The 21,765-nt window shown below is 60.8% G+C and carries 21 protein-coding genes, 2 tRNA genes and 1 pseudogene; 16 read left to right on the forward strand and 8 right to left on the reverse strand.

The window, feature by feature from the left end; translation table 11 throughout:
* Window positions 1-116: 116 nt before the first annotated feature.
* Window positions 117-416, forward strand: a complete 300-nt coding sequence (locus tag PKE98_RS21225) for a PilZ domain-containing protein (RefSeq protein WP_271197389.1) — start codon at window positions 117-119, stop codon at window positions 414-416.
* Between the two features lie 205 nt (window positions 417-621).
* On the opposite strand, the gene PKE98_RS21230 is transcribed toward PKE98_RS21225, so the two are convergent.
* Window positions 622-1,323 (reverse strand): MlaA family lipoprotein, encoded by a 702-nt coding sequence (locus PKE98_RS21230; protein WP_271197390.1) that lies wholly within the window; start codon window positions 1,321-1,323, stop codon window positions 622-624.
* Between the two features lie 219 nt (window positions 1,324-1,542).
* Here PKE98_RS21230 and pcrP point away from each other — a divergent pair, with 219 nt between their 5' ends.
* Both pcrP and PKE98_RS21240 read left to right on the forward strand, forming a co-directional pair.
* A complete protein-coding gene (gene pcrP, locus PKE98_RS21235) occupies window positions 1,543-2,280 on the forward strand; it encodes an HAD superfamily inactivated hydrolase PcrP (RefSeq protein WP_271197391.1) in 738 nt (245 codons plus the stop codon).
* Between the two features lie 131 nt (window positions 2,281-2,411).
* Window positions 2,412-2,675, forward strand: coding sequence for a DUF4404 family protein (locus tag PKE98_RS21240; protein ID WP_271197392.1), 264 nt, complete (start codon window positions 2,412-2,414; stop codon window positions 2,673-2,675).
* A 113-nt stretch (window positions 2,676-2,788) separates the two neighbouring features.
* On the opposite strand, the gene queF is transcribed toward PKE98_RS21240, so the two are convergent.
* The 5 genes from queF to PKE98_RS21265 all read right to left on the reverse strand — a co-directional run bounded on the left by queF (window position 2,789) and on the right by PKE98_RS21265 (window position 6,930).
* Window positions 2,789-3,619: an NADPH-dependent 7-cyano-7-deazaguanine reductase QueF gene (gene queF / locus PKE98_RS21245; RefSeq protein ID WP_271197393.1), complete on the reverse strand. Its 831-nt coding sequence runs from the start codon at window positions 3,617-3,619 to the stop codon at window positions 2,789-2,791.
* Between the two features lie 71 nt (window positions 3,620-3,690).
* Window positions 3,691-4,470: an ABC transporter permease gene (locus PKE98_RS21250; RefSeq protein WP_271197424.1), complete on the reverse strand. Its 780-nt coding sequence runs from the start codon at window positions 4,468-4,470 to the stop codon at window positions 3,691-3,693.
* Window positions 4,471-4,481: 11 nt separating this feature from the next.
* Entirely contained in the window at window positions 4,482-5,414 is a 933-nt protein-coding gene (locus PKE98_RS21255; protein ID WP_271197394.1) for an ABC transporter ATP-binding protein, read from the reverse strand.
* Window positions 5,415-5,536: 122 nt separating this feature from the next.
* Window positions 5,537-6,157, reverse strand: coding sequence for a glutathione S-transferase family protein (locus tag PKE98_RS21260; protein ID WP_271197395.1), 621 nt, complete (start codon window positions 6,155-6,157; stop codon window positions 5,537-5,539).
* 116 nt (window positions 6,158-6,273) lie between these two features.
* Complete coding sequence (locus PKE98_RS21265; RefSeq protein WP_271197396.1) at window positions 6,274-6,930, reverse strand: transglutaminase-like domain-containing protein; 657 nt, start codon at window positions 6,928-6,930, stop codon at window positions 6,274-6,276.
* A gap of 159 nt (window positions 6,931-7,089) precedes the next feature.
* On the opposite strand from PKE98_RS21265, the gene PKE98_RS21270 reads away from it, so the two are divergent.
* Both PKE98_RS21270 and PKE98_RS21275 read left to right on the forward strand, forming a co-directional pair.
* A complete protein-coding gene (locus PKE98_RS21270) occupies window positions 7,090-9,537 on the forward strand; it encodes an acyl-CoA dehydrogenase (RefSeq protein ID WP_271197397.1) in 2,448 nt (815 codons plus the stop codon).
* Window positions 9,538-9,611: 74 nt separating this feature from the next.
* Window positions 9,612-10,022, forward strand: coding sequence for a PA2817 family protein (locus tag PKE98_RS21275; RefSeq protein WP_271197398.1), 411 nt, complete (start codon window positions 9,612-9,614; stop codon window positions 10,020-10,022).
* Between the two features lie 117 nt (window positions 10,023-10,139).
* Here the strand turns inward: PKE98_RS21275 and PKE98_RS21280 are convergent.
* Both PKE98_RS21280 and PKE98_RS21285 read right to left on the reverse strand, forming a co-directional pair.
* Window positions 10,140-10,215: transfer RNA gene (locus tag PKE98_RS21280), tRNA-Gly, on the reverse strand.
* Between the two features lie 19 nt (window positions 10,216-10,234).
* Window positions 10,235-10,310, reverse strand: a tRNA-Glu gene (locus PKE98_RS21285).
* A gap of 580 nt (window positions 10,311-10,890) precedes the next feature.
* Here PKE98_RS21285 and PKE98_RS21290 point away from each other — a divergent pair.
* The 11 genes and pseudogenes from PKE98_RS21290 to PKE98_RS21340 all read left to right on the forward strand — a co-directional run bounded on the left by PKE98_RS21290 (window position 10,891) and on the right by PKE98_RS21340 (window position 21,249).
* Window positions 10,891-11,790, forward strand: a complete 900-nt coding sequence (locus PKE98_RS21290; RefSeq protein WP_271197399.1) for a LysR family transcriptional regulator — start codon at window positions 10,891-10,893, stop codon at window positions 11,788-11,790.
* Window positions 11,791-12,275: 485 nt separating this feature from the next.
* Complete coding sequence (locus PKE98_RS21295) at window positions 12,276-12,485, forward strand: AlpA family transcriptional regulator (RefSeq protein WP_271197400.1); 210 nt, start codon at window positions 12,276-12,278, stop codon at window positions 12,483-12,485.
* 30 nt (window positions 12,486-12,515) lie between these two features.
* The gene (locus tag PKE98_RS21300) at window positions 12,516-13,379 is read left to right on the forward strand and encodes a ParA family protein (RefSeq protein ID WP_271197401.1); all 864 of its coding nucleotides are present in this window, start codon (window positions 12,516-12,518) and stop codon (window positions 13,377-13,379) included.
* Window positions 13,363-13,578, forward strand: coding sequence for a type II toxin-antitoxin system HicA family toxin (locus PKE98_RS21305; RefSeq protein WP_271197402.1), 216 nt, complete (start codon window positions 13,363-13,365; stop codon window positions 13,576-13,578). Before PKE98_RS21300 ends, PKE98_RS21305 begins: the two co-directional genes overlap by 17 nt.
* Window positions 13,579-13,591: 13 nt before the next feature.
* Complete coding sequence (locus tag PKE98_RS21310; protein ID WP_271197403.1) at window positions 13,592-15,268, forward strand: ParB family protein; 1,677 nt, start codon at window positions 13,592-13,594, stop codon at window positions 15,266-15,268.
* Between the two features lie 20 nt (window positions 15,269-15,288).
* Complete coding sequence (locus PKE98_RS21315) at window positions 15,289-15,849, forward strand: DUF2857 domain-containing protein (RefSeq protein ID WP_271197404.1); 561 nt, start codon at window positions 15,289-15,291, stop codon at window positions 15,847-15,849.
* A gap of 3 nt (window positions 15,850-15,852) precedes the next feature.
* Entirely contained in the window at window positions 15,853-17,010 is a 1,158-nt protein-coding gene (locus PKE98_RS21320) for an STY4528 family pathogenicity island replication protein (RefSeq protein WP_271197405.1), read from the forward strand.
* Between the two features lie 271 nt (window positions 17,011-17,281).
* Window positions 17,282-18,070 (forward strand): annotated as a pseudogene (locus PKE98_RS21325) (PFL_4669 family integrating conjugative element protein).
* Window positions 18,067-18,618, forward strand: a complete 552-nt coding sequence (locus PKE98_RS21330) for a DUF3158 family protein (protein ID WP_271197407.1) — start codon at window positions 18,067-18,069, stop codon at window positions 18,616-18,618. Before PKE98_RS21325 ends, PKE98_RS21330 begins: the two are co-directional and overlap by 4 nt.
* Window positions 18,615-19,010 carry a single-stranded DNA-binding protein gene (locus PKE98_RS21335; protein WP_271197408.1) on the forward strand — a complete coding sequence of 132 codons (396 nt, stop codon included), beginning with the start codon at window positions 18,615-18,617 and terminating at the stop codon, window positions 19,008-19,010. Before PKE98_RS21330 ends, PKE98_RS21335 begins: the two co-directional genes overlap by 4 nt.
* 241 nt (window positions 19,011-19,251) lie before the next feature.
* Window positions 19,252-21,249 (forward strand): DNA topoisomerase III, encoded by a 1,998-nt coding sequence (locus PKE98_RS21340; protein ID WP_271197409.1) that lies wholly within the window; start codon window positions 19,252-19,254, stop codon window positions 21,247-21,249.
* Window positions 21,250-21,765 lie beyond the last annotated feature (516 nt).

Consider the following 21,765-nt stretch of genomic DNA (forward strand, 5'->3'; position numbering starts at 1 on the left):
TCCCATCCGTGCGGCGATTCAAGCTTACGCCGATCATCGTCTGATGCCTTTACAGCTGAAAGAGGCCAAGGTTATAAGGGCCACCGGAGAGTCCATAAAACCAGAGGAGCGGGTCAATGAGCCAGAGTGATCATGCCTACACCGAAAAACGCGACTACATCCGTATGCGCCTGGAAGCACCCGTTACCTTGAAACACGCCGGCCGCGACATTCCGGCCCTCTGCCTTGATCTGTCCAGCACCGGTATGCAGTTGGAAGCCGAAAGCGACGCCAAGGTGGGCGACAAGGTTCGTGTCCATATCGCATCCGAACACAACGAATTACGCGGCCTGGACGCCGAAGCCGAAGTCATCCGCGCCAGTGCGCTAGATGGCGGCAGACAATCGTTGGGGTTGGCGATTGTGTCGATGAAGTAACGCTGTTGCGAATAAAAAAGGCGACCCTGAGGTCGCCTTTTTTGTTTTGCGTTCCGATATCAGCCTCACCCAACTCAAGGTCGAGCGAGCTAGAGCAGTGCAAGGCGAACAGGCGTTTTTAAAGCGCAGTTGGCTGGAGCCAATGAGCATTTAAAAATGTCTGTTCAACGCAGCAATGCCGACGCGCAGCCGACCGTTTGCTCACTCAGAAGTCGTCTTCGACCTGCCCGTCTTTGACTTTAAATTCACGCATCTGCAGATAGGCGTTGCGGATAAAGCTGTATTTATCGCCGCTGATGAATTTTTCCGCCGACAACAAACTCGCGCGGGTATCAATCACACCCACACCCCGCGCCACATTCCGCGCAGGCACGTCATTGATGTACGGGTAGGGCTGCAAAAAGCTGTCCGGAATTTTGCCGGAAGCGTCGCGCACGGTGCTTGGGCCGAGCAACGGCAGTACCAGGTAGGGCCCGCTATTCAAACCCCACGCGCCAAGCGTTTGGCCGAAGTCTTCATCGTTACGCTGCAAACCCATCTTGGTGCCGACATCAAAGAAGCCGAGCAAGCCAAAGGTGGTGTTGAACAGGACGCGGCTGGTATCTACGCCAGCGGCCTCAATCTTGCCTTGCAGCAGATCGTTGGCCAGGTTGCCGACGTCACCTACGTTGCTGAAGATGTTGTGGATGCCGTCTTCGAGGAACTGCGGTGTCACTTTCTGGTAGCCCTGGGCCAGCGGCTTCAGCGCGTAGGTGTCGAGTGTGTCGTTAAAGGTGAAGACCGGGCGATTGAAGCCTTCCCAGGGATCGCTCTCCGCCGCCAGAGTCGCTTGGGACAGCAGCGCCAGGCCGGAAAACAGGCAGAGTTGGCCAAAACGCGCGGCCCAATTGCTGGCAAACACTTCCATTGCAAGGCTCCAGATACACAGTGAGATATCGCTAGCCAGCATAGGTGCTGGCGCAAAAGGTGCCCAGTATAAGGGCTGGCAGAGGTATTGGGCAGCTAACGAACGCGTGAAAACCAAGCGCTGGCACGAGGCGTTCTCGCCAATTGTCACAAAGTGTTCATCCACCCGTCATCGTTGCTCATTACTTTGCCTATACCTCTTCTCGCTCGGATGCGTGCCATGCCAGCTCTCGCCTCATCGTCTGCCGACTTCACCGCTGTTCTGTTCGGTCTTTCCGGTTGTCTGGTCGACTTTGGCGCACGCACCTTGCCCGTAACGCTGCAACGCCTGTACCCCGAAGCTGCCAACCAGCCTTGCACCCAGTTGTCGCCGCATGCCGCCTTGAGTGCGGCCCTCGGGCGTGAACCACACAGCAACGACCTCAGCGCCCTGCAGCAGGCCTTGCAGGAATGCGCTAACGAACACGCGCAAGCCACACCGGGCGCCTTGCATGTATTGGAAACCCTTCAGCAACAAGGCGTGCCCTGCGCCTGGCTGGATGAACTGCCGGCCAACGCCAGCAACCAGTTGGCCAGCGCCCTGCCCGGCTGGCTGCCCGGCACCGACACCAGCGCCGCCCGCCCCTGGCCAGCACCGGATGCCTGCTGGCAGTCGCTGTCGGCATTGAAGGTCAACAACCTCGAAGGATGCGTATTGATCAGCGGCGAACCGCGCTTGTTACAGGCCGGTTTGAATGCTGGCCTGTGGACCGTCGGCCTCGCCGCCTGCGGTCCGCTGTGTGGCCAGGCCCCGGCCGATTGGCAAGCCCTGCCGGCGCCGGAACGCGACCACCTGCGCGCCCAGGCTACCTTGAGCCTGTACCGCCTCGGCGTGCATTCGGTGATCGACCAACTGGCCGACCTCGGCCCCAGCCTGGCGGACCTGGTGCAACGCCGGCAGAAGGGCGAAAAGCCCTAAAGCGTTACATCTTGCTGTGCGCTGAATCAGGCAAAACGGCAGGCCATGGATTACCCTCAGCTAACCGGCACTCGAACCTTTGGCGCACGCCCAGGGTCAATGCTGTTGCCTATTACAGAGGGAGAAACACCATGCCTGCCCGCGAACTGCAGCACCAACTGGACTTACTGCGCGAGCAACTGCAAAGCCAGCCACCGGTTTCCGCCGAGCAACACGAAGAACTCGCCGCCCTGGCGCAACAAATCGAACTGCAGCTGCAACGTGAAGCCAGCGCTCCGGATACCAACCTGGTAGATGGCGTAAACCTCGCCGTGGAACGCTTTGAAGTGGAACACCCGACAATAGCCGGTACCTTGCGCAATATTGTGCAAAGCCTGGTGAGTATGGGCATCTAGAAACCCGGCCAACAAAAAGCCCCGCCAAGTGCGGGGCTTTTTGTTGTGAAACCCATCATTACGCGATTCGCTGGGTTTCGGCCAAGGCCTTTACCCATCCTGAGTCCACATCGTTACTGGCGCACCAACCGGCGATTGTCCGGTTTGATGGCCGCCAGACTGCGGTACGGGTTGATATCCAACCCACCGCGGCGCACATATCGCGCATACACCGTGAGGCTCTCGGGCTGCAGCAACCGTTGCAGGTCGAGGAAGATACGCTCGACGCATTGCTCATGAAAATCGGCGTGCTGGCGAAAGCTCACCAAGTACGCAAGCAGGCTCGCCGCATCCAGGGCCGGACCTTTATACGAGACCACTACGGTGCCCCAATCCGGCTGGCCGGTCACCGGGCAGTTGGATTTCAGCAGGTGGCTTTGCAGGCTTTCTTCCACCACCCTGCTGTTGTCGCAACGCAGCAATTCCGGCTGCGGCCGCTCGTAGTTGCTGATGGCCACATCCAGCTCATCGATGCACTGGCCCGGCAAAGCACTGACGCCCTCCGCTTCCACATCCGCAAGACTGCGCACCCGTACACCAACCGTTTTACCGGCAGCCGCACTGAGGTCTTTTTCCAGCACCGCCTGCAACTCGGCCGCCGTGGCGAACACGCTCTGGTTCAGGGAGTTGAGGTATAGCTTGAAAGACTTGGACTCGATGATGTTGGGCGAGTCGGCGGGAATGGCAAATTCACCAATGGCCACCACCGGCTTGCCCGATGGCAGCAGCCAGGACAGTTCGAAGCAGTTCCAGAAGTCCACGCCCTGATAGGGCAAGGTGTCTGCCGTCAGGCCCAGCTCGGCCCATTTTGGCGCGCGAGGAATGGGGTACAGCAAGCTCGGCGTATAGGTAGCGATGTACTCGCTGGCCTTGCCCAAGGGGGAATGTTCGACGGCGGAATGCATGGCGGCGACCTGAATGAAAAAACGCGGCAAGTGTATACAACTTGCCGCGTTTTTTTAACCGATAGCCTGCCTTACTGACGCATGCCGCGACCGCTGACCAGCAGGCGCACGCAAGCGATGTAGAGCACGGTGGTGGCGCCGAGCATAAAGGCGATGGCAATGCTGATGCGGATATCCGACACGCCCAGAATGCCGTAGCGGAAGGCGTTGACCATATGCAGCACCGGGTTGGCCAGCGACACGGTCTGCCAGAACGGCGGCAACAGGTTGATTGAATAGAACACCCCGCCCAGGTACGTCAGCGGCGTCAGCACAAAGGTCGGGATGATGGAAATATCATCGAAATTGCGCGCGTAAACGGCATTGATAAAGCCGCACAGCGAGAAAATCGTCGCGGTCAGCAACACCACCAGCACCGTGACACCCAGGTGGTGCACCTGCAATTTGGTGAAGAACAACGACAGCAAGGTGACGATAAAGCCCACCGCCAATCCGCGCAGCACGCCACCAATCACATAGCCGATCAGAATGGTATGCGGCGACACCGGCGCCACCATCAGCTCTTCCACCGAGCGCTGGAACTTGCTGCCGAAGAAGCTCGACACCACGTTGCCGTAGGCGTTGGTAATCACCGACATCATGATCAGGCCCGGCACGATGTACTGCATGTAGGTGAAGCCACCCATGTCGCCGATCTGCCGGCCAATCAGATTGCCGAAGATGACGAAGTACAGAACCATGGTGATGGCTGGCGGAAGCAAGGTTTGCGGCCAGATCCGCATAAAGCGGCGCACTTCGCGGTAGACGATGGTCTGCAGCGCGACCCAGTTGGCCTGCAGTTCGCTGTTCAGATACTCGGGCTTCATACCGCCACCTTCGCCAGGTTCTTCTCAACCAAGGACACGAATAGCTCCTCCAGGCGATTGGTTTTATTGCGCATGCTCAGCACCTGAATGTTCTGCTCGGCCAGTTGGCGAAACAGCTCGCTGATGCCCAGGCTTTTCTCCACTTGCACCGACAGGGTGTGATCATCGACCAACTGCACCGGGTAGCCCGGCAGGTTTGGCAGCACGGTGAGCGAGTCTTTCAGGTCGAGCAGAAAGGTTTCCACATGCAGCTTCTTCAGCAGCTTGCGCATGCTGGTGTTCTCGACGATTCGCCCGTGGTCGATGATGCCGATGTTGCGGCACAACTGCTCGGCCTCTTCCAGGTAGTGGGTCGTCAAAATGATGCTGATGCCCTGCTGGTTCAACTCGGTCAAAAAGGTCCACATCGAGCGGCGCAGTTCAATGTCCACGCCCGCAGTAGGCTCGTCGAGAATCAGTAGACGCGGCTGGTGAATCAGGGCACGGGCAATCATCAGGCGGCGCTTCATGCCGCCGGAGAGTTCGCGTGAAGCGGAGTTGCGTTTGTCCCACAGGCCCAGTTGCGTGAGGTATTGCTCGGCGCGCTCTTTGGCGATGCGCATCGGTATGCCGTAGTAACCCGCCTGGGTCACGACGATGTCGAAGACTTTTTCAAACTGGTTGAAGTTGAATTCCTGCGGCACCACGCCCAGGCAGCGCTTGAGCTGCGACGGCTCGCGGTCCAGATCATGGCCAAACACGTTCACCGTGCCGCTGGACTTGGTCACCAACGTAGACAGGATGCCGATGGTGGTGGATTTGCCGGCGCCGTTGGGGCCGAGCAAGGCGAAGAAGTCGCCCTCGGCTACATCCAGATCGATGCCGTGCAGTGCTTGAAAGCCGTTGCCGTACGTCTTGGTCAGGCCACGGATAGACAGGGCAGAACTCATAGGAAATACACACTTGTATAAGAAGAATTGGAGCGGAAATAACGCAGCTGCTCACTTCAAGCCGCGCAGTTTAGCGCCAGAACGGTAGGCCGCTAAACAGTTTCCCGGCTGGTTTTTTATGGTCAGGTCAACGCCGTCATCACCGCAGTCTGAAAGGCCGGCCGTGCTTTAAGGCGCTCGTACCAGGCAAGCAGGTTCGGTTGCTCCGGCCGTTCGATGGGCATTTCGAACCAGGCATAGATAAAGCAGCCTAGCGGAATATCGCCCATGCCGAAGGTGGCACCGCAGAGATAAGGCTGCTCGGCCAGCACCTGCTCGGGCATCGCCAACAGTTCGCCACAGCGTTTCAACGCGGCCGCGATTACCTCAGGGTTACGCTGCTCGACCGGCGTTCGCAACGTGCCCCAGAACAGATCGCGAAACGGCATGGCGAAGTTGGAGCTGGTCCAGTCCATCCACTTATCTGCCTGCGCACGCTCGCCAGGGTCTTGCGCATACAGCACGCCGTCGGCGTACTTGGCCGCCAGGTAGCGCACGATGGCATTGGACTCCCACAGCACCAGGCCGTCGTCCTCGATTACCGGTACTAAACCATTGGGGTTCATCGCGCGATACTGGGGATCGTTAACCACCCCGAAGGCACCGCCCGCATCGTGCCGCTGATAGGGCACTGCCACTTCTTCGGCCGCCCACAATGCCTTGCGCACGTTGGTGGAATTCTTGCGTCCCCAAATCGTCAGCATCCGCTTGTTTCCTTCTATGTCAGAAATTTCCGCACAGGCATCCTACCTGCCTGAGCCGAAGAAAACAGACGTGGAAATTGATGTTGGCTATCAAGGCGCTTTATGGTTTGCGCCCCTCAGCCGGCGACTTCCTTGTGCATATCACCCATCACCAGCGGCGCATCGTCAGCAAAAAGATGGGGATAGCAACGCTGCAAATGGTCGAAAAACAGTTGCTCCGGCAGGTCCGCGAATTGGCCATGATCGACCAGATACTCCATATGCCGCTGGCCGGCCTCGTTGTACGGCTGGAAGACGCTGTCAGTTAAGCCATCGAACTCAAGCGGCGCTACCTTGAACAGCTGGCACAGCGTCAGGTTGAACGCCGGCGTGGCTTTCACCCAACGCCCTTCCAAAAACAGCTCGGTGTAACCGTGCATGGCAAACACCTCACTGCGCAGCGCTTCGAGCAGGCGCGGCGTGGACAAGTGATTACGTACATCCGCCAGGCCAATGCGTGAAGGAATGCCGCAGTGCCGGGCACAGGCGGCCAGCAGGGTGGCTTTCGGCACGCAGTAGCTTTCTCCGGCCACCAACGCAGCGCTGCCTTTGAGGCTGTCGGGGTCGCGACTGAAGCTGTAAGGGTTGTAGCGAATACCGTCACGCACGGCGTAGTAAAGACTGACCGCCTGGTCACGCAGCACGGGGCTTTGGCCGCGATTATGTTCTGCGAACTCAACTACGAGGGGGTGGTCACTATCAATGAAGCGGCCGGGGGCAAGGTACTCGCGCATGGGGCTCTCCTGAGGGCTACCGGGTGGTGCCAGGCTCAGTCTAACGACCCCCAATCGACCGCGCTCACGACGATCAGGCCAAGCTCGGCGCTCTTCTCGCCAGCCCTACTACGCTTAGCGCAGTTGGCTTCCGGCCTGCCGTCTCATGGAGGATTTTGCATGCTCGCTGTCTGGTTACTGGTTTTAGTTGTGGGCGTAGCGGTACTGGCCCACCGTCGCGTCTCTCCCCTGCCCGCCCTCGGTATTACCGCTGTTTTCCTGGTGGTGATGGGCATCTATAGCCACGCACCCACGTGGCTGATGGCCATTCTCTGGCTGCTGGTGATCGCCATTACCGTACCGCTGGTACTGCCGGAACTGCGCCGCAAGCTCTTCACCGCGCCGCTGTTTGCCTGGTTCCAGAAAGTACTGCCGCCAATGTCGGAAACCGAGAAAGATGCAATTGAAGCCGGTACCGTCTGGTGGGACGGCCATCTGTTCAGCGGGCGCCCGGACTGGGACACCTTGCTCGCCTACCCTAAGGCGCAGCTCACCGAAGAAGAGCAGGCCTTTATTGACGGCCCGACGGAAGAGCTCTGCGCCATGGTCACCGATTGGGACATCGGTCAGCAGATGGACCTGCCCGAAAAAGCCTGGCAGCACATCAAAGAACACGGCTTTTTTGCCCTGATCATTCCCAAGGAATACGGCGGAAAAGGCTTCTCGGCTTACGCGCACTCGCAAGTGGCGATGAAACTGGCCACCCGCAGCGGCGACCTGGCCTCCACCGTAATGGTGCCCAACTCACTCGGCCCGGCCGAGCTGCTGCTGCACTACGGCACCGACGAACAGCGCCAACACTATCTGCCGCGCCTGGCGCGCGGTGATGACATCCCCTGCTTCGCTCTCACTGGCCCGCTGGCCGGTTCCGACGCCGGCGCCATGCCCGACGTGGGCATCATCTGCAAAGGTGAGTGGGAAGGAAAAGAAGTGCTCGGTCTGCGCCTGACCTGGGAAAAGCGTTATATCACCCTCGGTCCCGTCGCCACCCTGCTCGGCCTGGCGTTCAAAGCCTACGACCCGGATCACCTGCTGGGTGAGGAGGAAGACCTGGGCATCAGTCTGGCGCTGATTCCGACTGACACCCCCGGGGTGGAAATCGGCCGTCGCCACCTGCCGCTGGGCGCCGCATTTATGAACGGCCCCAACTCCGGCAAGGACGTGTTCGTGCCACTGGACTTCCTGATTGGCGGACAGCCCATGCTCGGCAAGGGCTGGATGATGCTGATGAACTGCCTCTCGGTAGGTCGTTCCATTTCGCTGCCCGCCGTCGGCACTGGCGCCGCCAAGTACACCAGCCTGGTCACCGGCCAATACAGCCAGGTGCGTGAACAATTCAATGTGCCGCTCTCGGCCTTTGAAGGCATTCAGGAAGCGCTGGCCCGCATCGGCGGCAACGCCTGGATGATGGACGCCGCGCGCATTCTGACGGCAAACGCGGTCGACCTTGGGGAAAAACCCTCGGTGTTGTCGGCGATTCTCAAGTACCACCTCACCGAACGTGGGCGCGAGTGCATCAGCCACGCCATGGATGTGCACGGTGGCAAGGGCATCATCATGGGCCCCAACAACTACCTGGGCCGCTCGTGGCAAGGTGCACCTATCTTTATCACCGTGGAAGGCGCGAACATTCTGTCGCGCAACCTGATGATCTTTGGTCAGGGCGCCATTCGCTGCCACCCCTATGTATTGAAGGAAATGGCCCTGGCCGGCCGCGAAGACCGCGACCGTGCCCTGGTGGAGTTCGATGAACTGCTGATGCAGCACATTGGTTTTGCCATCAGCAACGCCGCCAGCAGCCTGGTTCTGAGTCTCACTTTCGGCAAAATCGGCAGCGTGCCTGGCGACAACTTCAGTCAGCCGTACTTCCGCGCCCTGAACCGTCTGGCCGCCGCGTTCGCCATGCTGGCCGACTTCAGCATGATGCTGCTGGGCGGCGAGTTGAAGCGCCGTGAACGCCTGTCGGCTCGTCTGGGCGATGTGCTCAGCAACCTGTATCTGGCTTCCGCTGCGCTCAAGCGCTACCACGAACTGGACTACCCAGAGCATTTGCGCCCGTCTGTGGCCTGGGCCCTGGAAGAAAGCCTGGGCAAAGCCGAAGACGCGCTGGCTGCCCTGCTGGAAAACTTCCCCAACCGGTTCTTTGGCTGTGTGTTGAGCCTGCTGGTGTTTCCGTTTGGCCGCCGCCACAAGGGCCCATCCGATGCGTTGGACGCCGAAATCGCCGGCATCATCGGTCGCCCGGCTGGTGACCCGGCGTTGGAGGCAGTGCTCGCCGGCTGCTACCGCCCGCAAGACCCAACCGATGCCGTCGGCGCGCTGCAACATGCGGTGAGCCTACTGGGCGCGAGCCACGGCCTGTCGAAAAAGCTGCATATGGCGGTGAAAGACGGCCGCTTGACCCCAAAACCGGGGGAAAGCCTAATCGACGCCGCTCTCGCCGCCGGCGTGCTGCAAGCCGAGGAAGCGCAGAACCTGCGCGATGCCGAGGCAGCGCGACGCCGCGTAATTGATGTGGACGACTACGCCAAGGAGGAGCTGCTGCTGACGCCCGGTCAGATCCGCTAATTCAGGCAGTGTGACGACAGCGGGCGCGAGGGCCTTTATACTTCGCGCCCGTTTTTGTTCCTGAGGAACCGCCCATGTCCAGCCCCTACCTCGATCACCATCTGGCTTTGCTGGCGCACCTGCGCAGCATTCTGGTCGCGCTGGGCGAAGCCGAGCAGGTGCCGGAGGAAAGCCATGCGCTGTTTCTCGAACGCTTCGACGAGTTGCTCACCTTGCTCCCGCAAGAACCCGAGCAAAGCCTGTACCTGGGCCAGGACCTGATGTGCCAGGTGATCCACCGCTACCCGCAAATCGCCCACCTGGTGCCGCGCGACTTGCTGTGGTTCTTCGGTGGCGACTGCCTGCACTTTATGCCCGACGAAGAAATCACCCTTTTCCAGGCCCTCGACGAACGCCGTTATGAAGCCGAACAGAACGACGAACCGTTCGATTGGGAGCGCGAGAAACAATTCCTCGCCATCCCGCAGGAAAGCGCCAAGCACTAAATCGCTCTTGCACAAAAAAACCCGCTCGGCGTTCAGGCCAAGCGGGCTTTTTTGTGGGCGGCGCTTTTTTCCGCACAAACAAAAACGCCGCTCAAGTGAGCGGCGTTTTTGTTTACTTGGAGCGGGAAACGAGACTCGAACTCGCGACCCCGACCTTGGCAAGGTCGTGCTCTACCAACTGAGCTATTCCCGCAATGCATCTACAACTTGAATGGCGTCCCCTAGGGGACTCGAACCCCTGTTACCGCCGTGAAAGGGCGGTGTCCTAGGCCACTAGACGAAGGGGACATCAACCTTTTTACCAGCAACGCTTTACAGCACTGCCTTTGAATTTGGAGCGGGAAACGAGACTAGAACCAAGCCTCTAACCTTTTGATTTAAAAAGATTTTCCGCAACCACTGCCTTAGCAGCGGACGCAATTATGGACTTGTTTGGACGGCCAGGCAACCCCCAGGTCAATTTTTCTTCCAAGGTGCGCTGGAGATGACCACCAACATCCAGGTGCCCGGCTCCCCCCTCATGGCTTAAGCCCAAGGACGTAAGACGCCGACTGCGGCTTCAGTTCCGCCTCCCCAACAGCCCTTTGCTCTCCCCGCCACACGATCACGCCATGACCAGCAAGTCAAAGATGCGGCGTACTTCTCAATTTCTCCAGATAGCATGGCCCGTGTAGAGGGGGAAATTGACATCGGCAGTAAACTTCGATGTCTGGTTCAGTCGCTATCAGCGATCAGGCAAGGGCCAGCAATCACCAAGAAAATTCGATGAGCGATCTTCAAATGATGGACTCTCCAGTCCGTGCTCGAGACTAAATGACGGCGTTCCGTCCCTATGGAGCAAATCGCAACACAGCAAGGAGGCTGTTTTATGAGGATACGTCACCTACGTTACTTTCTGGTCGTCGCCGAAGAGCTGAGCTTCTCGCGGGCCGCAACCAGAGTCCACATCGAGCCTTCGCCCCTCTCCCGTGCGATTAAGGAGCTGGAGTCTGAGCTTGGGGTCCGCCTGCTCTATCGCACCCAAGGGCGCATTCGCCTGACCTGGGCTGGTGAAGTCTTCCGAGAAGAAGCCCATCGTATGCTTTTACACATGGAGGGCGCACGAACCCGCGTGCATGCTGCGGCGCGCGGGTATCGTGGATGGTTGCGCATCGGTCTAACCGATAGCCTTGCCCAGCCTCGACTGACCAGATTATTGGCTCGGTGTCGCGAGGAAGAACCCCTCACCGAGATCAGGATCGTCGAAATGACGGTCAACGAGATGGTCAAGGGCCTGAGTCTCGACCAGATCGATGCCGGCTTCACCGTACATACCGAACAAAGCAGCGGGATCGTCAAAGAGGCGGTATGGACAGATCGTCCTGCCATCGCCATCCCCCGAAACCATCCCCTTCTCGCGCTCGACAAGGTGCCGCTCCACGAAGTGGCCCGACATCCGTTGATTCTCTGCCATCCTGAACGATGCTCGGGCGGGCACGATGTCATTCGCAGTTGGTTCTGCGACCCTGCATTGCCATCATTGAATGTTGCCGAGCATGTGTCAGGTCATGAACCAATGATGATGCTTGTGGCTGCCGGCTACGGCATTGGCGTAGGGCTTGCCTCGCAGATCACCCTGTATAGGCACTCCGATGTGATCATCCGTCCCATCACTGACGATGTACCCAGTACCGCGACCTTCATAACCATGCTCGACAGACCACCATCGGACGAATTGCGTCGGTTCGTCGCTCGTGCCCGGCAAATTGGCAAAGCAACGAACAGCTGATGGACTGCTCTCAAAACGCCAAGTGTGCCCTGTCGTTGGTTGGCAGGGCCCTCTTTTTTCGGCGGTTCCTCGACTAGAAAAGTCTCCTGGCTGCGGAGTACACGCCAGGTCACACTGCGAAACAGGCCAGATCGTCGCCGTCATATCCCCATAGTTAGGTGAGAACAGCTCCCGCCTTCGTATGACTTTTTTTGTCACCTGGATGACGAAAAGATACGAATCTATCAACTCATCAATCACGCAAAAAAGTGCTGTTCCTTTTTGATCTTGAATGCCCCCGGGGTGCTACCAATAGTGAAACGCCTACGGGTCAGCTTGACGCTGTACGCCATCGAATCAGTAGAAAATCGGATAAGCCGAATGTCATGGCTCTCCGATGAATCCGGTGGTCAGCACGATCCGATTGTTTGATGCGCCAACGGAGTGACGCTCTTCTACTACGTGTCACGCCTACGAGTGCTACCAAGCGTAAAGGAGTGACCACCATGTCCACTGAGCATATTGCTACTGCGGAGCGCCGTATCCTCCGCCGCGCAGAAGTTGAAGCCAAGACGGGATTCAAGCGCGCACACATCTACAACTTGATGAAAGAAGGTAAGTTCCCCAGGGCCTTGCGCTTGGGCGTTCGCGCTGTCGGCTGGGACTCTGCCGAAATCGACGACTGGATCAGCGAACGCCTCAAAGAGCGCGCTTGACACCGCTCCACTGCGAAAAAGGAGCGAGTCATGCACGTGATCGCGATCATTTCGACGAAGGGCGGGGTAGGTAAAACCACCGTCGCGGCGAATCTGGGCGGCTTCATCGCTGATGCCGGTCAGCGGGTACTGCTGGTCGACCTCGATGTACAGCCCACATTGTCGTCCTACTACGAACTCACCCACCGCGCCGCCGGCGGCATCTACGAGCTGCTGGCATTCAATGCGCAAACCCTGGCGCAACTGGTGTCGCACACAACCATCCAAGGCCTGGATGTGCTGCTGTCCAACGACGAGCACCAGCAACTGGGAACACTGCTGCTGCATGCTGCGGATGGACGCTTGCGCCTGCGCAACCTGCTGCCGCTGTTCCGACCGCACTACGACCTGGTGCTAATCGATACACAGGGCGCCCGCAGCGTCATGCTGGAGATGGCCATGCTCGCTGCGGACATGGCGGTCTCCCCGATCACCCCGGAAATTCTGGCAGCCCGGGAGCTGCAGAGAGGCACGCTGCAGCTTATCGATGCAATTGCCCCATACCGCTATCTGGGCATCCAACCGCCGCCACTGCACTTGCTGCTCAACCGCGTGCCAGCAATCTCGTCGAACGCAAAACTGGTTCAGCAGACGCTGCGCCTGATTTTCCGTGAGCACAACGAGGTCCAGATACTGCGCACCGAAGTGCCCGCCATCGAGGCCTTCCCACGCGCCGCAACGGCGAGCCAACCCGTACACAGGATCGAATACCGACGCCCGACCGGGCGTCAGGCGCCGGCGGCCCTGGAGACCATGCGTGCCCTCGCGAGCGAACTTTGCCCGCAATGGCAGGAGCAGTTTGTCGGCGTGACCGGCCGAGCCGGCGGGAGACGTTCACGTGTCGAGCGCTCATGAACTCTGCCGCGGCCACAAGCGGCTACTACCGCTGATTGAGTTCGCCCTGAGTGAGGGCTGGGAAGTCAGCCGCACGCCAGGGGGACATATGAAGTTCGTGAAGCCTGGCCTACCGCCGATCTTCACCAGCTCGACGGCGAGCGATCACCGGGCAAGCCAAAACGCCTGGGCACGGCTGCGTCGCGCCGAACGGAACTAGCCGGGAGATTGGAATGGCCAATGTCACTCCCCAGGAAATGGCCGGCAAACTGATGGCCGAGGGGTTTTCCCGCTCCGGCCCTGCCGCGCAGGCGTTGAGCGATCCGCTCACCGACACCCCGATGGTGGTCACGCTCGACGAGTTGCGCCCCTATGAGCTTGATCCACGCCTGACGCGCAACCCGCTCTACGACGAAATAAAAGCCTCCATCCGGGAGCGCGGCCTCGATGCCCCGCCGCCGATCACCCGGCGTCCGGGTGCCGACCACTACATCATCCGCAACGGCGGCAATACCCGTCTCGCCATCCTGCGCGAGTTATGGTCCGAGACGAAGGCGCAACGCTTCTTCCGTATTCCTTGCCTATACCGCCCGTGGCCCGAACGCGGCGAAATCATCGCGCTGACCGGGCACCTGGCAGAGAACGAGTTGCACGGTGGCCTGACCTTCGTTGAGCGCGCGCTCGGCGTTGAAAAGGCCCGCGAGCTCTACGAACAAGAAAGTGGCAAGCCGCTGTCGCAATCCGAACTCGCCCGCCGCCTCAGCGCTGACGGCTACCCGATCCAGCAATCGTACATCAGCCGCATGCAAGACACCGTGCGCTACCTGCTACCCACCATTCCCAACGTGCTGTACAACGGGCTCGGGCGGCACCAGGTTGAGAAACTGGCGGTATTGCGCAAGGCCGCCGAACTCACGTGGGAAAAATATGTGTGCGGGAAAGCGTTGGCCGTCGATTTCGAGACGCTATTCCACGACGTCCTCGTCCCCTTCGATGGACAGTCCGATACCTTTTCCGTCGGCCGCGTCCAAGACGAACTGATCGGCCAGATGTCGGAGCTGCTCGATATCGACTACAACGTGCTGGTGTTGGATGTCGACAGCACCGAGCACCGCCAGCGGGCGATAAGCAGCCCGCCACTGCTGCCAGTCGAAGCCGCGCCCGTCGTCACCGCCATCAAAACCGACAGTGCGCACACTACCCCGCCGGCCTCGACTCGGAACGATAGCGCCGTAGCAAGCGTTTCAGGGGCTGCACCCAACGACACAACTGCCCCACCATCACCGGAGCAGGCTACGAAGACACATGCGGCTCCTGACGAAGGTGACACCGAAGCCCGCCTGCAGGGCCATATCGTCTCACCGGCCGACAACACCGAGCGACTGCAAGCCATCCAACACATGGTCGCCGAGCATACCGGTGATGCTCTGCCCACCTTTACGGACACTGTGCTGCAGGCCATTCCGGTGCAAGCCGGCGGGCTGTTTCCGATCAGCGACGTCTGGTACATCGAGCCGGGACTGGATTCGCCCGACCGCCTGCGCATCCACATTGCGCAATTCGCCCAGGAGATCGCCGAGGAAGCCGAACTGCTCGACTGCATTGAAACGGCCAACACCGGTGTAGGGTTCACCTGCACTCGGCCCCGTCACGGCGCATCGCCCCCTGCCTTCGGTCAGGTGGTGTTGGCGTTGTTACGCGCTTTGAGTCTCCCCCACACTGCGGCGTCCGATCAGGGCTATCTGCGCCTGGACGACAACCTGGGGGCACTGTTGCTGGGAGGCGGTGTCAGCGACGCAGACGCCCTCCCCCGTCTGAGTGATAGCGGCTTGGTCAAGTTGTTCCGTCTGGTCCGACTGGCACGCCGGCTTTTAGATCTGGAAGCCAATCCAGATGAGACCGACCCCTGAAACCGGCCGGAGGGAACCATATGTCGGCACCTCATCCCTTGAACCAAGCGGTCGTCGCCCAAGCCTTGCACGATTTGCGCAACGGCCAGCTGCGCCGTTGCCTGTCCATGGGCTTCAGCGAGCGCGAACTGGATGTACTGAAGCAGCCCGCGCTGGTCAGCTTGCTGGCCAATGCCCAGGTGCCTTGGTGTTCAGTGACGGTCAATACGGACGTCCTCTGGCGCGTGGTCGGCCAGATCAACGACATCGAGCGGGAGATCGCCACGGTCGATCGCATGTTGCGCCTGGGGGCCAGCACCGAAATGGTCAGCAAGTTTTTCGGCCTGACCCATCAGGAAGTAGCCCTGCGCCGCGACATCATCGGGCTGCCCAAACGCCGGGGGCGGCATCCGGTTCTGAATGAAGAACAGGACACGACCCTGTGGAAACACTGGAAATCCGGCATTACCGAGCGCGGCATCGCGCTGGACGATGACAGCGCGATGCTGGCGCTGACGATGGATCTGGCCGAAGCCCTATCTTTGCCCATGTCCGTGATCTGGGCGGCGATAGGAAGCTGGGTCGACCAAGGCCTGGTGTGACCCATGGTCTCGCCGGCAGGCCCCGCCTCTCTTTCGACGCTGCTCGACAACGCCCTGCAGAACCTGGCACCCGCCAAGGACAACGACCCGGCCAGCGATGGCTTCCTCTACAGCGGCAATCGCCATGAAAGCGTGCCACGCGCGCTGTTTCTCGACTGGCGTTTGACCCCGCTGGAACGCAATGCCTGGCAGATCGTCCGGCTCTTGCTCAACGCCGATGGGGTGACGGCGTTTCCCACCTACGATCAGCTGCGCCCTTACCTCGCATCGACGCCCTGTGCGCAGCAAGCTTCGCACGAAACCGTGGCGCGGGCGCTGACACTGCTGCGGCTGACGCGCTGGCTCAGCCTCGTGCGCCGTCGGCGCGACCCCAAGACCGGGCGCATCCAGGGCAATCTCTACGTCCTGCACGACGAACCGCTCACGCCCTTCGAAGCCATGCAGCTCGATCCCGAATACCTGGGGCTGGTGAGCCATGCGCTCGATCATGCCAGTAAGGCGGTTCAACGGGTGGGCTACCGCACCATTCAGGACATCAGCGAAGATCCGTTGCTCAGCGGCCGCGTGTTGCCGACCCGGCTGCAGGTGCTGGCCCAGCGTATGGCCCAGGGCGGCGTCAGTCCCCTGGAAAGTTATCCACAGGAGCAGCCCAGCCACGAATCCGAAGAAGGTGAAAATGCCCTTCTTCGGAATGGCGAACGGCCCTCTTCGGATTCCGAAGCAGGTGAAAAACCCAGCAAAACCGTCCTTCTTCGGAATCCGAAGCAGGACCGTACTGAAGTACTCAGTAAATTAGTAAGTACAGTACTGCGCGCGCGCGAACCCCAGGGTCTTCGACTGCCCGAGCGTTTTTTGGCGTTGCAGGATGAACAACAGGCCGGCGCCCTGGTGGCGCTGCAGCAGGTGGAAGCCGAATTGCGGCAAGCCGTGCTCGACGAATGGGCCGCGCGCTGTCGCAGCAGCGAGGTGCGCAAACCCGCCGGCTATCTGTTCGGCATCATCCAGGCCGCTATTCGCGGCGAATTCAAAGCATGGGCTGGACAGGGACAGCGCAACGCCGTCGCTACCGATCCGCCACCCGCAACCAATCCTCGACCGGCGAACCCCGAGGTCGTCCAGGCACACCTCGCCCATCTGCACGCCCTGCTGAACCAGAAATGACGGCTGGGGAAACGTCCCTGGATCACCCTGGCGCTATCCCCAGGGGATAGTTGTAACAGGCAGCCTTCCCAGCTTGCACCAAGCAGGCACCTCCCATCGTCGCGCCAGGCTGACAGACTGGATCTCCATGGAGCTATCCCCTGGGGATAGTTGCAACACACAGCCTTCCACTATCAACAAACCGGGCAGGCATCGGGTGCGGTTTGTTGACTGACCGCCTTCCGTCCGCTGTCCAAGCTGGCGACTCGTTCCTCCACCGCGAGTCGCCCCCATGGCCACCGACAACGCCTTGCAACTGAACCTCGGATCGCTGCGCAGCGCCATGTCGCTGACGCTGCACACCCATCACGCCTCACGCATCTGGCACGGTCGAGCGGCCGGCGACGGGAAACCCGGCATCGTCGGCTTGAACGGCTTCATCGCCATCGCCAACAAGATCAAGCGCGGCGCCGAGCAGGACGACCCTTACTCGGACTGGTGGATGCTGAGAATCGAGGAAAAGCTGACGCAGACCAAGGACACCTTGCTGGCCTTGCGTGAACAGGTTGACCAGGCCCTGGCCGACGTGCCGCCAGCGCTGTCGCTGGGCGAGAACATGAACGTGCAGCCGGTAAAGCTGCCGCTGTTCGTCAACGCGCAGCTCGGCTTCCTCGCGGTGTACCTGCTGGCTGACTACGACGACCTGGCGCGCAAACTGATCCTGGCCCACCACACCGCGCTGATTGATCGCAGCACGCTCGAACGCTGGCTCAACGAAGGCGCCCACGCGCTGCGCAGCCTGTTCTCGCTTGTGCAGCAATATCGCTTCTCGGGCTGCACCCGGGATGACTTTGCCGCCAGGAATGCCGCAGCCAGGGCGGCCATCGAGAAACTCGGCGAACTGCCTCAGGACGTGCTCGAAGGCACTCTGCGCTCCCGCTACGCACCGCCGATCATCCGTCGCTCGGCGCTAGCGTCTGCAAACCAATGAGCAGCGGACGCCAGCGACGACGACGTCCTGGCTGAAAGCGCCGACATCACCCTGACCGCGTCCGGCGATAACGAGGAGGCACCAGCATGATTTCTAATCCGGCCTCTGCGGCAACCCGCCGCTTTTACCCCCTGGAACAGGCTGACTTCCAGCGCTTGGAACACGCAGCCTCTCTAAAAGGCCTTTTGAAGCCTTTTAAAGGTAAGGGGACGCTTACCGAGTGGGCCAGCCAGTGCCATGCCCTGCGCGACGGTTTGATCGAGCTGGCGCAGCGACGCGTCCTGGCGCAGGCGAATGCCTACCCCTTCCGCCTGCTGCCCGTGGAGCTGGCCCAGCAGACCACTGGCGCAGGTACAACGTTTCTGCGCTGGCGCAAACCTGATCGCTCAGCCATGGGCGTGGCGCTGTGGCAGACGCTGATCAGCAGCGCCACCACGCCTGACACCCTGATCGATGACCTCCACGCCATGGAGGTCCAGCGCATCGTCCTCAACATGCAAATCAGCCTGCTGCACACGTTGGGTCGTCAGGCTCACGAATGCGCCAGCAAGCTGGCCCAGGCCGAATCGACTTACCTGCAGCGTGTCCACGGAAACGCTGCGTCCATCCGCACCACCTGTTCCAAGGAGTCACTATGAGCACGCACTTTGTTGGCGAAGGCAACATCGGGTCAACGCCGGAGTTCAGGGAGTTTCCAAGCGGCAACGACGAACCCAGGCGGTTGTTGCGCTTGAACGTGTATTTCGACAATCCGGTTCCGACCAAGGATGGCTTCGAAGATCGCGGTGGCTACTGGGCACCCGTGGAGTTGTGGCACCGCGAGGCCGAGCACTGGCAAACGCTGTATCAGAAAGGCATGCGCGTGCTGGTGGAAGGTCGCACGGTGCGCGATGAATGGGAGGATGCCGACGAGAACGAGCGCGTGACCTTCAAGATCGAGGCCCGCCGTGTCGGCATCCTGCCTTACCGACTCGATGCGGTAACGCTGAGCCCGAAACAGGCCAGCGAGCCAGCCCAGCCGGCCGAGTGATACTGCACAAGACCTCGGTGGAACTATCCCCAGGGGATAGTTCCATGGAGTTCCACTGAGGTCCGGTGCCGCAGTGAACGAAGCTGCTGGTGATTGGGCAACACCGGCCCTGTTCACACATCGCTGGAAAGACACCTGCCACCGCACAACTGGGGAGCGGCCGCTCCCATGTTATTTGCTGCCGCCGATGCCGCGGATGGCCATGCTGAGGCTCACTCGATGACCATCCCCCGGAGACTGTATGCGCCTGTTCCTCTGCGAGAAGCCATCCCAGGGTAAAGACATCGCCCGTGTGCTGGGTGCCGGCCAACGCGGCAGCGGCTGCTACAGCGGAGCGGGCACCGTGGTGACCTGGTGCATCGGTCATCTGATCGAAGCAGCACCACCGGAGGCCTACGGCGAACAGTACAAGCGCTGGTCCATCGAGCAGCTTCCCATCATTCCCGAGCGCTGGCGCGTCGAGCCGAAGGCCACAACCGCCGCGCAACTCAAGACCGTCAAACAGCTCGTCGGCCAGGCCAGCGAGCTGGTGATCGCCACCGATGCAGATCGCGAGGGCGAGATGATTGCTCGCGAGATCATCGACCTGTGCGGCTATCGCGGGTCGATCCAACGGCTGTGGCTGTCGGCGCTCAACGACGCGAGTATTCGCAAGGCGCTGAGCGCGCTGAAGCCGTCGAACGAGACGCTGCCGCTGTACTATGCGGCGCTCGCTCGATCCCGAGCGGACTGGTTGATCGGCATGAACCTGAGCCGGTTGTTTACCGTGCTCGGGCGTCAAGCCGGCTACGACGGCGTGCTCTCGGTCGGCCGGGTGCAAACACCGACACTGGCACTGGTGGTCGCCCGCGACCGCGAGATCGCCCGCTTCGTTTCCGTGCCGTTTTGGGCCGTCGAGGTCGCGCTATCGGCGGGCGGGCAATCCTTCCTCGCCAACTGGATCGCACCGGACGGTTGCACCGATGACGCCGGCCGCTGCCTGCAGCAGTTGGTGGCACAGCAAGCAGTCGATCGCATGCGCGCTGCCGGCAGCGCCCAGGTAATGTCGGTCGAGACGGAACGTGTGCGCGAAGGCCCGCCGCTGCCATTCGACCTGGGTACGCTTCAGGAGCTGTGCTCTCGGCGACTCGGGCTGGACGTGCAGGAGACGCTGGACATCGCACAGTCCTTGTACGAGACGCACAAAGCCACGACATACCCGCGTTCGGATTCGGGTTACCTGCCCGAAAGCATGTCCGCCGAGGTGCCGGCCGTGCTCGATGCCGTGCTCGCCACCGATCCCAGCCTGCGTCCGCTCATGGACCAGCTCGACCGTACCCAGCGCTCACGCGCCTGGAACGACAGCAAGGTAACGGCGCACCACGGCATCATCCCCACGTTGGAACCAGCAAAGCTCTCCGCCATGTCGGAGAAGGAGCTGGCAGTCTATAGGCTGATCCGCGCGCACTACCTCGCGCAGTTCCTGCCACATCACGAGTTCGACCGCACGACCGCGCATTTGCTGTGCGGCGGCCAGAATCTGCAAGCCATCGGCAAGCAGGTGATCGTCTCCGGCTGGCACCAAGTGCTGGCCGTGCCGCCAGCGGACGACGTGGACAGCGAATCGGCACCGCGCAGCCAGGTATTGCCAGCCCTGCGCGAAGGACTGTCCTGCCAGGTCGGCCAGGTCGATCTGAAAGCCCTCAAGACGCTGCCGGCCAAACCCTACACCCAGGGCGATCTGGTCAAGGCCATGAAAGGCGTGGCCCGCTTGGTCACCGATCCGCGCTTGAAACAGAAGCTGAAAGAGACCACGGGCATCGGTACCGAGGCGACACGCGCCAGCATCATCAAAGGCCTGCTCGACCGCGGCTACCTGATCAAGAAAGGACGCGCCATCCGCGCCTCCGAAGCCGCTTGCACACTCATCGATGCAGTGCCAACGGCCATCACCGATCCCGGCACCACCGCAGTCTGGGAACAGGCCCTGGACATGATCGAAGCTGGCAGCATGACGCTGGACACCTTTGTCGAAAAACAATCCGCCTGGATCACCCAGCTCGTGCAGCAGTATCGCGGTGCCACCCTGTCCATCAAGCTACCCGAGGGACCCGCCTGCCCGCTGTGTGGCAGTGCCACATGGCAACGCACCGGCAAGACCGGTCCCTTCTGGTCCTGCCGCAGCTATCCCGAGTGCAAAGGCACCCTGCCCATCCAGCAAGCCAGCGCGACACGCAAGCCGCGACAGATCCCAAAATAGGTCGCTGCCCATCTCCCCCATCGTATCGACCACGGTTGATGCGCATACCTCGCGCCTGCGGGGAACCCAGCACGCACCATCCTTCTGCAACGTGTGCCCGTCGCCGGCGTTTTGCCGGTCAGACGTGAAGGCAGACTGATCTGCAGTCCGTATTGCACGGACACCCTGTTCGGCTTGTTTCCGCGGTCCCGAAGGGTCCCCTGGTGTCTTGTCTCGATGACCGGACGAGCCCCCAGGAGACCCCTCGGGTCGAACGGTATTCAGTGCCGGCGCCCACCGGCGGAACAACGGGTTCCTTTTGTACGCGGATGCGTGCCAAAGGATGTCGACCCCAGCCACGACAAGGGTCGAGTGCAATCGCTGCGACAGCGGGTGGCTTTGACGACGGCCAATCCCTGCATCAGCTCACAGGTGGTGTCTTCCTCGACAGCCGAAGGCCCAGGCCTTCGGCACCTTTCTCCTGCTTGCCCGAAATCGCCGGCTCGACGAATCCTCGTCGAGCCCATAAACGAATGC

Origin of the sequence: Pseudomonas turukhanskensis (assembly GCF_027922365.1) — a bacterium.
In the GTDB taxonomy this organism is placed as follows: domain Bacteria; phylum Pseudomonadota; class Gammaproteobacteria; order Pseudomonadales; family Pseudomonadaceae; genus Aquipseudomonas; species Aquipseudomonas turukhanskensis.

Bases quoted from the DNA above. Each gene is read 5' to 3' on its own strand.
- PKE98_RS21340 (WP_271197409.1), top strand. From the start codon at position 19,252: ATGCGCCTGTTCCTCTGCGAGAAGCCATCCCAGGGTAAAGACATCGCC.
- PKE98_RS21335 (WP_271197408.1), top strand. From the start codon at position 18,615: ATGAGCACGCACTTTGTTGGCGAAGGCAACATCGGGTCAACGCCGGAG.
- queF (WP_271197393.1), bottom strand. From the start codon at position 3,619: ATGCATTCCGCCGTCGAACATTCCCCCTTGGGCAAGGCCAGCGAGTAC.
- PKE98_RS21320 (WP_271197405.1), top strand. From the start codon at position 15,853: ATGGTCTCGCCGGCAGGCCCCGCCTCTCTTTCGACGCTGCTCGACAAC.
- PKE98_RS21330 (WP_271197407.1), top strand. From the start codon at position 18,067: ATGATTTCTAATCCGGCCTCTGCGGCAACCCGCCGCTTTTACCCCCTG.
- PKE98_RS21310 (WP_271197403.1), top strand. From the start codon at position 13,592: ATGGCCAATGTCACTCCCCAGGAAATGGCCGGCAAACTGATGGCCGAG.
- PKE98_RS21265 (WP_271197396.1), bottom strand. From the start codon at position 6,930: ATGCGCGAGTACCTTGCCCCCGGCCGCTTCATTGATAGTGACCACCCC.
- PKE98_RS21260 (WP_271197395.1), bottom strand. From the start codon at position 6,157: ATGCTGACGATTTGGGGACGCAAGAATTCCACCAACGTGCGCAAGGCA.
- PKE98_RS21230 (WP_271197390.1), bottom strand. From the start codon at position 1,323: ATGGAAGTGTTTGCCAGCAATTGGGCCGCGCGTTTTGGCCAACTCTGC.
- PKE98_RS21290 (WP_271197399.1), top strand. From the start codon at position 10,891: ATGAGGATACGTCACCTACGTTACTTTCTGGTCGTCGCCGAAGAGCTG.
- PKE98_RS21275 (WP_271197398.1), top strand. From the start codon at position 9,612: ATGTCCAGCCCCTACCTCGATCACCATCTGGCTTTGCTGGCGCACCTG.
- PKE98_RS21315 (WP_271197404.1), top strand. From the start codon at position 15,289: ATGTCGGCACCTCATCCCTTGAACCAAGCGGTCGTCGCCCAAGCCTTG.
- PKE98_RS21240 (WP_271197392.1), top strand. From the start codon at position 2,412: ATGCCTGCCCGCGAACTGCAGCACCAACTGGACTTACTGCGCGAGCAA.
- pcrP (WP_271197391.1), top strand. From the start codon at position 1,543: ATGCCAGCTCTCGCCTCATCGTCTGCCGACTTCACCGCTGTTCTGTTC.
- PKE98_RS21270 (WP_271197397.1), top strand. From the start codon at position 7,090: ATGCTCGCTGTCTGGTTACTGGTTTTAGTTGTGGGCGTAGCGGTACTG.
- PKE98_RS21295 (WP_271197400.1), top strand. From the start codon at position 12,276: ATGTCCACTGAGCATATTGCTACTGCGGAGCGCCGTATCCTCCGCCGC.
- PKE98_RS21225 (WP_271197389.1), top strand. From the start codon at position 117: ATGAGCCAGAGTGATCATGCCTACACCGAAAAACGCGACTACATCCGT.
- PKE98_RS21300 (WP_271197401.1), top strand. From the start codon at position 12,516: ATGCACGTGATCGCGATCATTTCGACGAAGGGCGGGGTAGGTAAAACC.
- PKE98_RS21255 (WP_271197394.1), bottom strand. From the start codon at position 5,414: ATGAGTTCTGCCCTGTCTATCCGTGGCCTGACCAAGACGTACGGCAAC.